This is a genomic window from Micromonospora sp. NPDC047521 (assembly GCF_055587305.1).
This window is the reverse complement of the sequence record NZ_JBVJGN010000011.1, coordinates 196,000-208,605: the sequence shown is the minus strand read 5'-3', so window position 1 is coordinate 208,605 and position 12,606 is coordinate 196,000. Positions and strand designations below refer to the sequence as shown.

Here is a 12,606-nt window from a genome sequence, read left to right as displayed (position 1 = left end):
CCCCCGAGCCCGGGGTGATCAAGAGGTTCGCGTCAGATTCGGGCCAGATCCTGACGCGAACCTCTTGATCACCGATGCAAAGGCGGGGAAGGGCGGGGCGGGCTGGGGCGGGGTGGGACGGGTGGTCAGGGGGTGGGGAGGGCGCGGAGGAAGCGCTCGGCGATCGGGACGGCTGAGGCGGTGCTGGCGCCGCCCTTCTCCACGAAGACGGCGAACGCGACATCACCCCGCCAGCCCACGAACCAGGCGTGCGTGTGGGCCGGGTTGTTGTCGTACTCGGCGGTGCCGGTCTTGCCGTACACCTCGCCGCCCGGCACGTCCCTGAGCGCGGTGCCGGTGCCGGTGGTCACCACCTCGCGCATCATGGTGCGCAGCGCCGAGACGGACTCCGGCTTGAGCTGTTCGCCGGCCGGGGCCGGCTTGGCCGGCGCGGGGTCCACAAGAAGTTGCGGCTGCTCGAACCGGCCGCGCGCGACGGCCGCGGTGGCACCGGCCATGGCCAGCGGACTGACGAGTGTGGTGCCCTGCCCGAACGAGGCGGCGGCCTGCTCGGCGGGGCTCCCACCCGTCGACACCTTTCCGGTGAAGGCGTCGACGCCGATGTCCCACTGACCCTCCAGGCCCAGCGTACGGCCGGCGGCGGCGAGCCCGTCGCCGCCCAACTTCGGGGCCAGCGTGGCGAACGCGGTGTTGCAGGACTTGGCGAAATCGGTGCGGAACGGCACCGAGCCCAACTCGAAGTTGTCCGAGTTCTTGAAGGACCGGCCGTCGACGGTGACTGTCTTCTTGCAGTCCACCGGCCCGTCGAGGGTGACCGCGCCCCGGTCCAGCAGGCCGAGCGCGCTGACCATCTTGAATGTGGAACCGGGCGGCACCTGGGCGTTGAAGGCCAGGTTCTCGCCGGCCGGCCCAGGTCCGTTCGCCACGGCGAGCACGGAGCCGTCGCTGATCCGTACCGCCACCAGCGAGGCCCGGCGCGCCTCGGGACGCAGCGCCGAGTCGGCGGCGTTCTGGGCGGCCACGTCCAGTGTCGTCTTGAGCGCCTGCCCGACCTGGGGTTCGCGGCGGAACAACTCGGTGCCGGTGGGCTCCAGCTTGCCGCCCTCGGCGGGACGCTCGACCACCACTGTCAGCCCGGGGTTGCCGCGCAGCCGCTCGTCGTACCGGCCCTGCAACCCGCCATGTCCGACCAGGTCACCGACCACGTACCGGTCGGGGTGCGCGGCCAGGTCGTCGGCCTGCGCCGGGTCGACCGAGCCGAGCAGCGCGCGGGCGAACTCCCGGGTCGGCGCCAGGTCGAGCTTGTCGGAGACGAACTTGGTGCCGGGCAGGTCGTAGATCCGGGGCTTGATCTGGCGGTACGCCTCCTCGCGGAGGGTCACCACCTCGACGAAGTCGCCCGGCTCGGCCTTGGCCACCCGCTCCGGCAGGTCGGCCAGGTCGACAGCCGGGACCAGCGCCGGACGGATCGCCTTGAAGGCGCCGTCGAGGTCCTTGACCAGTTTCTTGATGTCGGCGACCCCGTCGGGCTGCACACCCACCCGGACCACCGGGCGGGGGGCGACGATCGGCTGCCCGGCGGCGTCCAGCACGCCGGCCCGAGGGCTGGCCTCCCGGCGCAACCCCAGCCGGTCACCTGTGGTGAGCCGCTCGTGGACGACACGGGGCTCCCAGATCACCTGCCACTGGTCGTCGTCGCCCTGGGCGAGCCGCACCTCCCGGTCGTACGCCCAGCGGGTCTGACCGGGCAGGGTCCACTCCACCTGCACCGTCGCGGTCGCGATGTCCTTGGTGATCTTCGGGTCGCCGCGGCGGGTCAGTTTGGGAGGGGTGCCCGCCAGTTCACCGGAGAGTTCCTTGATCTCGCGGCTCACGTCGCCCGCCGGAACCTTGTTGCCGGTGGGGTCGACCAGTCCGACCGCCTGGAGGTCGCCGCTGCGCCAGCCGGCGAGGAAGGCGTCGACGGTGCGCTGCGGCCCGTCGTCGCCGGAGCAGGCGACCAGGACGCCGGCGGTGAGCAGCGCCGCCGTGGCGGCGGCCACCCGCCTGCGGGCGGGGTTCGGTGGGTGGGCTCGGGGGTACGACAGGAGCATGACGCGAGGTCCTTCCGATCTCGGGCTGCCCTGCACGGTAGTACGAGAACGCTGTCCCCAACGTCCCCTGAAGTGGGCCTACGTGCGGAAAGACGGACCGCGCCGCTGTGATGAACATCGCGTGGCGGGGTATCCGCCAACCGGCCAACCTCGGACCCGCAACGGGTGAAAGGACAAAGTCCCGATCCGGACGTCCGGCCAGTGGTCCGCCGACGAACGCGCAATCCGGCAGGCCTAGGCTGGGCGGCAGAGTGACCCACAACGCGGTGGGTCGAGGGGAGTGGCACCGATGGACCGGCGTCCGGCGATCAAACCGGAACCCGACCTCCGGCAGGATGACTCCGGCCGGGACGACGACAGCTTTGATTCCGCGACCGACGGGGACGGCTACGGCCGACTCGACACGGGCGTCACCGGCCTCACCGGGTCGAGCATCGACACCATCTACGATCTGGGCCTGCCGACCGAGGCGTTGGCCGACGACGTGGAGGACGCCGAACTCGACGAGCCGGTACCGAACGCGGAGCGCCTGGTGGCCCAGGCTGTCGCGCTCGCCGGGGACGACCACGACGCGGCGACCCTGGTGGGTCGTTTCTGGCGGTTCGCCCCGGACGAGGAGCTGGTCGGCTTCACGGCGGAGGAGATGCTCGACGCGGCCCGGGCGCACCGGGACCTCGCCCAGCAGCGGGTGCCCGGCGAGCTGAAGCTGCGGATCCACGAGCCGCACGCGGACCAGCACCACACGGTCGTCGAGATCGTCACTGACGACATGCCGTTCCTGGTCGACTCCGTGACCGCGCTGCTCAACTCGTACCACCTGGACGTGCACCTGCTGGTGCACCCGCTGGTGGTGGTCCGCCGCGAGCCGCTGGGCCGGCTCACCGAGGTCTCCGCCGACGTGGAGCCGGACGACGCGATCGCCGGCGACATCATCGAGAGCTGGATGCGGATCGAGATCGACCCGGTCCGCGACGCGGCCGAGCGGGACCGGCTGCGCCGTGAGTTGCAACGGGTGCTCACCGACGTGCGCGAGGCGGTGGAGGACTGGCCGAAGATGCGCCAGCGCGCCCTCGCCCTCGCCGACGAGCTGGCCTCGGCCCGCACCTCGGAGAACCGCCCACCGGTGCCGGAGAAGGACATCACGGACTCGGTTGAGCTGCTGCGGTGGCTCGCCCACGACCACTTCACCTTCCTCGGCTACCGCGAGTACCGGCTGGTGGACGCTCCGGGCGGGAACGCCGCGGACCCGGTCGACGGCAAGGCGCTGGAGGCGGTGCTCGGCACCGGTCTGGGCATCCTGCGCTCCGACTCGCCGGAGGCCCGGTCGCTGTCCTCGATGACGCCGGAGGCGCACGAGAAGGTGCTGGAGAAGCGCCTGCTCATCATCACCAAGGCCAACTCGCGGGCCACCGTGCACCGCTCGGCGTACCTGGACTACATCGGCTTCAAGATCTTCAACGAGGTCGGCGAGGTGATCGGCGAACGGCGCTTCCTGGGCCTGTTCTCCACCGCCGCGTACCGCACCAGCGTCCGCGAGCTTCCGGTGGTGCGCCGCAAGGTGGCCGAGGTGCTGGACCGCTCCGGCCTCAGCCAGCGCAGCCACTCCGGCAAGGATCTGATCCAGATCCTGGAGACGTACCCGCGCGACGAGCTGTTCCAGATCAAGACCGACGACCTGTACCACGCGGTGATCGGCGTGCTGCGCATGGCGGGCCGCCGGCAGCTGCGGGTGTTCCTGCGCCGCGACGCGTACGGGCGGTTCATCTCCTGCCTCATCTACCTGCCCCGGGACCGGTTCACCACGCAGAACCGGCTGCGCATGCAGGACATCCTGCTGCGCGAGCTGAACGGCGTCGGGGTGGACTACACGACCCGGGTCACCGAGTCGATGCTCGCCCGGATCCACTTCATCGTCCGTACCGACCCCACCCGGCCGCCCGGCGACATCGACGCCGACCTGCTGGCCGAGGAGTTGGCCGACGCCACCCGGCTCTGGGACGACGACTACCGGCTGGTGTTGGAGCGCAAGCTCGGCGACGAGCAGGCCAAACACCTGTTCGCCAGGTATGCCGACGCGTTCCCGGAGGGCTACAAGGACGGGCACACGCCGTACGAGGCGATGAAGGACCTGGCGAAGCTGGAGCTGCTGGAGGAGCCCGGCCAGCTGGAGATGCACCTGTTCCGCAAGCAGCTCGCGCCCCGGCCGGGCACGCGGACGCCCGGCACGGACCTGGCCGAGACGATGAACGTCCGGTTCAAGGTCTACCGGTACGGCGAGCCGATGATGCTGTCCGCCGTGCTGCCGGTGCTGCACTCGCTGGGTGTCCGGGTGGTCGACGAGCACCCGTACGAGGTGGACCGCATCGACGGCCGGGTCTACCTGTACGACTTCGGCCTGATGCTGCCCGAGGGTCACCAGGAGCTGTCCGAGGTGCGCCCGCACGTGGAGAACGCGTTCGCGGCGGCGTGGCGTGGCGAGGCCGAGGTGGACCGGTTCAACGAGCTGGTGCTGCGCGGCGGCCTGACCTGGCGGCAGGTGGTGGTGCTGCGGGCGTACGCGAAGTACCTGCGGCAGGCCGGCACCGTCTTCTCGCAGGACTACATGGAACAGACCTTCATCGCGTACCCGAAGGTCGCCGGTCTGCTGGTGGAGCTGTTCGAGACCCGGTTCGCGCCGGGCGAGATGAGCGCCGAGGAGCGTCAGCAGCGCAGCGGCGAGCTGGTGGAGACGATCCGGACCGCGCTGGACGACGTGGCAAGCCTCGACCAGGACCGGATCCTGCGCTCGTACCTGACGCTGATCGAGGCGACCCTGCGGACCAGCTTCTACCAGCGGCGCTCCGACGGGCGACCGAAGGCGTACGTGGCGTTCAAGCTCGACCCGCAGGCCATTCCGGACCTGCCGGCGCCGCGACCGAAGTTCGAGATCTTCGTGTACTCGCCCCGGTTCGAGGGTGTGCACCTGCGGTTCGGGCCGGTGGCCCGGGGCGGGTTGCGCTGGTCCGACCGTCGGGAGGACTTCCGGACCGAGGTGCTGGGCCTGGTCAAGGCGCAGATGGTGAAGAACACGGTGATCGTGCCGGTGGGTGCCAAGGGCGGCTTCGTGTTGAAGCAGAAGCCGGGCGACCGGGACGAGGCCGTCGCCTGCTACCAGGAGTTCGTCGGCGCGATGCTCGACGTCACCGACAACATCGTCAGCGGGCAGATCGTGCCGCCCGAGGACGTGGTGCGGCACGACGGCGACGATCCGTACCTGGTGGTGGCGGCGGACAAGGGCACCGCGACGTTCTCCGACATCGCCAACGAGATCTCCAAGAACCACAACTTCTGGATGGGCGACGCGTTCGCCTCCGGCGGTTCGGCCGGGTACGACCACAAGAAGATGGGCATCACCGCCCGGGGCGCCTGGGAGTCGGTGAAGCGGCACTTCCGGGAGCTGGGTCTGGACACCCAGACCGAGGACTTCACTGTGGTCGGCGTCGGTGACATGTCAGGTGACGTGTTCGGTAACGGGATGCTGCTGTCCGAGCACATCCGCCTGGTGGCCGCGTTCGACCACCGGCACATCTTCCTCGACCCGGAGCCGGACGCGGCCACCTCGTACGCGGAGCGGCGGCGGCTGTTCGACATGCCCCGTTCCTCCTGGGAGGACTACAACCCGGAGCTGATCTCGGCCGGGGGCGGCATCTTCCCGCGTACCGCGAAGTCCATCCCGATCACGCCGCAGGTCCGGGCGGCGATCGGCCTGGACGACGACGTCACGCAGCTCTCGCCGCAGGAGCTGATGAAGGCGATCGTCACCGCCCCTGTCGACCTGTTCTGGAACGGCGGCATCGGCACCTACGTCAAGGCGTCCAGCCAGACAAACGCCGAGGTGGGCGACAAGTCCAACGACGCGATCCGGGTGGACGGGCGCAGCCTGCGCTGCCGGGTGGCGGGCGAGGGCGGCAACCTGGGCTGGACCCAGCTCGGCCGGATCGAGTACGCGTTGACAGGTGGCCGGATCTACACCGACTTCATCGACAACGCAGCGGGTGTGGACACCTCCGACCACGAGGTGAACATCAAGATCCTGCTGAACACCGCGGTGGCCGACGGTGAGTTGACCACCGCCGAGCGGGACGAGTTGCTCGCGCAGATGACCGACGAGGTCGCCGAGTTGGTGTTGCGGGACAACTACGACCAGGCGCGGGCGATCAACAACGCCCAGGCCCAGGCCGCCTCGCTGCTGCCGGTGCACCGCCGCATGATCAACGAGCTGGAACGTTCCGGCGCGTTGGACCGCTCGCTGGAGGCGCTGCCGCCGGACGAGGAGCTGGCGGTCCGTAGTGAGTCCGGCCTGACCGCGCCGGAGTTCGCGGTGCTGCTCGCGTACGTGAAGATCGTCCTGGAACGGGAGATCCTCACCGACGGGTTGGCCGACGAGGAGTGGACGACCGAGGTGCTGGTCAACTACTTCCCGACGCCGATGCGCGAACGGTTCGCCGACCGGATGGGCCGGCACCGGCTGCGCCGGGACATCGTCACCACGGTGCTGGTCAACGAGGCGATCAACAGGGGCGGCATCTCGTTCGTGTTCCGGGTCGTCGAGGAGACCGCGGCAAGCGCGGCAGACGTGATCCGGGCGTACGTGGTGGTCCGCGAGGTGTTCGGGCTGCGGGACGTCTGGGACGCCGTCGAGGCCCTGGACAACAAGGTCTCGCCGGAGCTGCAGACAAGCGTCTATCTGGACACCCGTCGACTGCTGGACCGTGCGGTGCGGTGGCTGGTCACCAACAGGCGTTCACCCATCGACGTGCCGGCCGAGATCGCTCGCCTGCGCGACGGGGTGGCCCGGTTGCTGCCGGGGCTGGAGGAGCTGTTCTACGGCGGCGAGCGGCAGGCCATCGCGGCGCACATCGACTCGATGAGCGAGCGTGGGCTGCCCCGCGAGCTGGCCGAACGCGCGACCCGGCTGATGTACAGCTTCGGCCTGCTCGACGTGGTGGAGACGGCCACCCGCAGCGGTCGGGACGTCGGCGAGGTGGCCTCGGTCTACTTCGTGCTCTCCGACCTGTTCCGGGTGGACTCGCTGCTGTCGAAGATCTCCCTGCTGCCGCGGGAGGACCGCTGGCAGACCCTGGCCCGGATGGCGCTGCGCTACGACCTGTACGCCGCGCTTGCCGCGCTCACCGCCGAGGTGCTCGACTCGACCCCGGAGGATCTGCCGCCGCACGAGCGGGTGCAGCAGTGGGAGCAGTCGAACGCCACCTCGATCCACCGCGCCCAACGGGCGATGGGGGAGTTCGACGAGTCGCGGGCCGACCTCGCCGCACTGTCCGTGCTGCTGCGCCAGATCCGCACCCTGGTGCGGACCTCCGCCGCGGCCTGATCCGGTACGCCGCACACGGTCCGGCCGGTCGGGTCACCCCGACCGGCCGGACCGCGTTCGTTGCGGCGGCTCACGCCACCAGGGTGGCGAAGACGACCACGTTGTCCGGGTAGCTCCGGACGGCCTCGTCGAACTGGCCGCCGCAGGTGACCACCCGCAGGCCGGGCCTGTCGTTCGGCCCGTACACCAGCTCGGTGGGGAAGGCCGTCTTCGGGTACGACTTCACCGAGTCGACCTGGAAGGTGGCCGGCTGGCCGTCGGCCCGCCGAACGGTGATCGTGTCGCCGGGGGTGAGGGCGCCCAGGTCGAAGAAGACGGCCGGGCCGAGCTTCGCCGAGTCCACGTGCCCGACGATCACCGCGTTGCCTGTCTCGCCTGGGCTCGCCCCCGGCTCGTACCAGCCGGCCTGGTCGGCCTGCTCCAACGGGGGGACCTGGACGGTGCCGTCCGGGTTGGTGCCCAGCGACATGATCGTCGCGTTGACGCCGATCCGGGGGATCTCGATGCTCGTCGGGGCGGAACGCGCCAGTGCGGGGATGGCGTCCCCCTGGCCGGCGGGCGCATCGTCGAACGGCGGTACGTCGGTGTCGGTGGCCGCCGGTCCGGTGACCTCGGGGCCGACCTGGGACTGCGGCTGTGGTGGGCGGGGAGCGGGAGTGTTCTTCAGGGCCGCGCCGATCATGCCGGCCCCGATCATGGCGGCGGTGACGACGACGGCCGCGCCGGCGGCACGCCACGGTCTCCCGTGACGGCCGCCGGCCCGTGTCGTCGTCACGTCAGACGAGCGAACCATCGGTCCGCCGACGACGCATCAGCACGATCCCGCCCAGCGCGGCAGCGCCGAGCAGGCTCGCCCCACCGGTGGCCAGGCCACGGTCGGTGCCGGTGCTGACGCCGCCGTCACCGCCGTCGACCCCGCCGTGCGGCAGCACGACCAGCTCGCCCTCGCCGCACGAGCCCTTGAGCTCGTAGCGACCCGGCTTCGCGTCACGGTCGACCTTGGCCTCGCCGTAGTAGACGAACTCCCGCTCGCGCTCCCAGCCCTTGTCGGAGTCGCGCTCGTCCGAGCCGTACTCGTCGTGGCCCTTGTTCTCCCAGCCCTTGTCGGAGCCGTACTCGTCCGAGCCGTACTCGTCGTGGCCCTTGTTCTCCCAGCCCTTGTCCGAGCCGTACTCGTCGGAGCCGCGCTCGTCCGAGCCGTACTCGTCGTGGCCCTTGTTCTCCCAGCCCTTGTCCGAGCCGCCCTTGTCCGAGTCGCGCTCGTCCGAGCCGTACTTGTCGGAGCCCTTCGAGTCCCAGTCCTTCTTGTCCTCGTGGCCCTTGTCGCCGCGGCTGTCCTCGGCGTCCTGGCCGTGCTCCTCGCCCTTCCAGTCCTTGCTGTCCTCGTCGCCGTAGGCGTCGGCGGCAGCGCCGCCGCCCTGACCACCAGGCTGGGCGCCGTCGGCGGGCGGCTGCGGCTTGTCCTCGCCGTTCTCGCCCTTGCCGTTCTCGTCCTTGCCCTTGTCGTCCTTGCCCTCGTGGTCCTTGCCCTTGTCGTCCTTGCCGTGCTCGTCCTTGCCCTTGTCGTCCTTGCCGTGTTCGTCCTTGCCCTTGTCGTCGTGGCCCGAGGAGTTCTCCTCCTCGCGCCACTCGCCGCGGTCCTCACCCCGGTCGTCGCGCGCCGGCTTGAGCTTGACCTTGCCGGTGACCTTGGACCACACGTACGCGTGCTCCTGCCGATCCGGGCAGATCTCGAGGAGCTTGACCTCTTCGCCAGCCTTGACGACGTGCGGCTTGGCGTAGACCTTGCCGTCACGGTCCTTGCCACCGTCGTGGTGCCCGTCCGCGAACGCGATTCCCGGCGTGAACACCAGGAGCGAGGCGCCGCCGAGCGCGGCGCCCGCAACGACCTTCCCGAGCATCTTCTTAGCCATGACCTGCGTCACTCCATCCCTGTTGTCCTGAGCCCGGCGACAACCGAGCTAAGACCGACGTTAGACCGTTTCATGACCTATGAAGGGAAAGATTCGCGTTTTGACCTTTACTGCTGGTAAGAGGTGAAGGGGTGGTACGCGGCTTTCACGGCTCGCCGTACCGCTGCGGCCCGGTAGCGCCGACCCCGGCCTGCTCGTGCCACACGGGGCCGCTCGGAGGTATCGTCCAGTTCCCCCGCCTCGACGCATCGAGCCATTGCCATGGAAGCGCTCCCATGCAAGAATCGGCGCACGCGGTTCGGGGAGCCACACCGCACAGGCAGTCACCGTCGAGGGCATCCGGTCCGCCGGACGACGCTCTGCCGCCGACCGTCCGGCCGCGTGCCGTTCGATCACCCACCACCAAACGCCCGTCCGGGTCGGGCACCCCCGAAAAATCCCGTTGGCGTCGGCGGCCGTCCGTGCAGGACGCCCACCGTGCCGTCCCGCCGGGCCGTACGCGGGCCCGGTCTCGCCCAAGGAGATCAGTGGCATGAATGTGTGGAGAAGGCTGTCCGGCCCACGCCGGGCCCTCGCGCTCGCCGGCGCGGGTGCCCTGGTCGCCGGCGGGCTGGTGACGATTCCCGTCACGGCGGCGCAGGCCGCCACGCAGTGCGACATCGCCTACTCGTCGAACGACTGGCAAGGCGGCTTCACCGCGAACATCACAATCAAGAACCTCGGCGACCCGCTCAACGGCTGGTCGCTCGGTTGGACGTTCCCCAACTCCAGCCAGCGGGTGCAGCAGGGCTGGTCGGCCGAGTTCACCCAGTCCGGCAGCCAGGTCACCGCGCGGAGCCTGTCCTACAACGGCAGCCTCGCCACCGGCGCGTCGACGAGCATCGGCTTCAACGGCGCGTGGAGCGGCAGCAACCCCAAGCCCACCTCGTTCACCCTGAACGGCGTGGCCTGCAACGGTGGCACCACGCCGCCGACCACCCCGCCGCCGACGACGCCCCCGCCGACCACCCCACCCCCGACCACCCCGCCGCCCACCACTCCGCCGCCCACCACCCCGCCCCCCGGCACGAAGGTGGACAACCCGTACGCCGGAGTGCGCGGCTACGTGAACCCGGAGTGGAAGGCCAAGGCGGACGCCGAGCCGGGCGGAAGCCGGGTCTCCAACAACCCCACAGCCGTCTGGCTGGACCGGATCGCCGCCATCAACGGCACGCCGAACAGCAGCTCCAACGGCGCGTTCGGGGTGCGTGACCACCTCGACGAGGCGCTGCGTCAGGGTGCCGGATACATCCAGTTCGTGATCTACAACCTGCCCGGCCGGGACTGCTCGGCTCTCGCCTCCAACGGCGAGCTGGGCCCGGACGAGCTGCCCCGCTACAAGGCCGAATACATCGACCCGATCGCCGCGATCCAGAGCGACTCGAAGTACCGGAACATCCGGATCATCAACGTCATCGAGATCGACTCGCTGCCCAACCTGGTGACCAACACGTCCGGTCAGGCCGGCGGCACTGTCATGTGTGACACGGTCAAGGCCAACGGCGCGTACGTGAACGGCGTCGGCTACGCCCTCGCCAAGCTGGGCGCGATCGGCAACGTCTACAACTACATCGACGCCGGGCACCACGGCTGGCTCGGTTGGGACAGCAACTTCGGCCCGACCGCCGACATCCTGAAGACCGCCGCGGTCGCCTCCGGCAGCACCGTCAACAACGTGCACGGCTTCATCACCAACACCGCCAACTACTCGGCGCTCACGGAGCCGTACTTCAAGGTCACCGACAGCGTGAACGGCCAGACGGTGCGGCAGTCCAAGTGGGTCGACTGGAACTTCTACGTCGACGAGCTGTCCTTCGCCCAGGCGTTCCGCGACAAGCTGGTCTCGGTCGGCTTCAACTCCAACATCGGCATGCTGATCGACACCTCCCGCAACGGCTGGGGCGGCTCCGCCCGGCCCACCGGCCCGGGTGCGACGACGAGCGTGGACACCTACGTCAACGGTGGCCGGATCGACCGCCGGGCCCACGCCGGCAACTGGTGCAACCAGGCTGGTGCCGGTCTCGGTGAGCGGCCCCGGGCCAACCCGGCGACGGGCATCGACGCCTACGTCTGGGTGAAGCCCCCGGGTGAGTCGGACGGCTCCAGCTCGGAGATCCCGAACAACGAGGGCAAGGGCTTCGACCGGATGTGCGACCCGACGTACGGCGGCAACGCCCGCAACGGCAACAACCCGACCGGTGCTCTGCCGAACGCGCCGATCTCCGGTGCGTGGTTCTCGGCCCAGTTCCAGGAGCTCATGCGCAACGCGTACCCGGCCCTCTGACCGGATCGCCTTCACACCAACCCGCCGCCGGCAGTAGGTGAGGCACTGCCGGCGGCAGGTTCCCCGGGGTCCCCGGTCCGACCGTCACAGGTCGGGTCGGGGACCCCCCTTGTCACGTCCCGGTCAGGGCACCGTGCGTTCGATCGCCGCCCGGCCCTGCTCGGCCAGGTCGCGGCGGGCCTTGTCCAGGTTCTCCGGGGTGAGGTCCTGCCCGCGGGCCATCACCAGGTCCTCCGGCTCCCACTGCTGCTCGGCGCCGGTACGGATGTTGTCGCCACCGGCCCCGGTGCCCGTTCCGGTCGCACCGGTCCCGGCGGCGTACGGGTCGCCGATCAGGTCGTCGGTGTCCGGTGCGAGATCCTCCGGCCGGTTGCGGGGCTCGGCGAAGGACGGTGTGTCCCGGTCCGGCCCGCCGCCACCGCTCAACTGCGGGACGGTGCTGTCGTCGTCCACCGCCGCGGCCATCTCCGGGCTCTCCTCCAGCGGCCGTCGGCCGTCGCGATCGGTCATGGTGTCGCCTCCTGTGTCCGGCGCGGTGCGTTATCCCCCTCGGCTACCCGGTGCGGCCACGGCCATGCGCGCGAGGCGGACGGTCAGCTGCCCGGTTCCCGCTCGTTGGGGGCCGGCGGCTCCGCCGGGCGCAGCCACTGCCAGAGCAGCATGAGCAGCCCGAAGGCGAGCATCGTCAACCCCGCCCACAGGTTGATCCGTACCCCCTGGGCCTTGTCGATCTCGGCCCGGCTGTCGAAGACGCCGATCAACGTCACGATGACCCCGTACGCCACGAAGAGCCCACCGATCACCCGGCGGATGTCGAACAGCCGGGCGGCGGCGGAGCGGCGCTGCTCCGCCTGCGTCTCGTCGATAAGCGGGTCCTGCGCCGGCTGGCCGTCGTTGCTCATCTGC

At 70.3% G+C, this 12,606-nt stretch carries 7 protein-coding genes; 2 read left to right on the top strand and 5 right to left on the bottom strand.

Features of this window, described 5'->3' with window-relative positions; all coding sequences use genetic code 11:
- Positions 1–125: 125 nt before the first annotated feature.
- Positions 126–2,093, bottom strand: a complete 1,968-nt coding sequence (locus tag ACZ6N8_RS23740; RefSeq protein ID WP_466012743.1) for a penicillin-binding transpeptidase domain-containing protein — start codon at positions 2,091–2,093, stop codon at positions 126–128.
- Between the two features lie 289 nt (positions 2,094–2,382).
- Between ACZ6N8_RS23740 and ACZ6N8_RS23735 the strand changes: the two genes are divergently transcribed.
- Positions 2,383–7,464, top strand: a complete 5,082-nt coding sequence (locus ACZ6N8_RS23735) for an NAD-glutamate dehydrogenase (protein WP_466012742.1) — start codon at positions 2,383–2,385, stop codon at positions 7,462–7,464.
- Positions 7,465–7,534: 70 nt separating this feature from the next.
- Here the strand turns inward: ACZ6N8_RS23735 and ACZ6N8_RS23730 are convergent, their stop codons facing one another.
- Both ACZ6N8_RS23730 and ACZ6N8_RS23725 read right to left on the bottom strand, forming a co-directional pair.
- Positions 7,535–8,239: a class F sortase gene (locus tag ACZ6N8_RS23730; RefSeq protein ID WP_466012741.1), complete on the bottom strand. Its 705-nt coding sequence runs from the start codon at positions 8,237–8,239 to the stop codon at positions 7,535–7,537.
- 1 nt (position 8,240) lies between these two features.
- A complete protein-coding gene (locus ACZ6N8_RS23725) occupies positions 8,241–9,377 on the bottom strand; it encodes a hypothetical protein (protein WP_466012740.1) in 1,137 nt (378 codons plus the stop codon).
- A 532-nt stretch (positions 9,378–9,909) separates the two neighbouring features.
- Between ACZ6N8_RS23725 and ACZ6N8_RS23720 the strand changes: the two genes are divergently transcribed.
- Entirely contained in the window at positions 9,910–11,700 is a 1,791-nt protein-coding gene (locus tag ACZ6N8_RS23720; protein WP_466012739.1) for a glycoside hydrolase family 6 protein, read from the top strand.
- A 123-nt stretch (positions 11,701–11,823) separates the two neighbouring features.
- Here the strand turns inward: ACZ6N8_RS23720 and ACZ6N8_RS23715 are convergent, their stop codons facing one another.
- Positions 11,824–12,210, bottom strand: a complete 387-nt coding sequence (locus tag ACZ6N8_RS23715) for a hypothetical protein (RefSeq protein ID WP_364373771.1) — start codon at positions 12,208–12,210, stop codon at positions 11,824–11,826.
- A gap of 83 nt (positions 12,211–12,293) precedes the next feature.
- Positions 12,294–12,602, bottom strand: coding sequence for a hypothetical protein (locus ACZ6N8_RS23710; RefSeq protein WP_354822689.1), 309 nt, complete (start codon positions 12,600–12,602; stop codon positions 12,294–12,296).
- Positions 12,603–12,606: the final 4 nt, after the last annotated feature.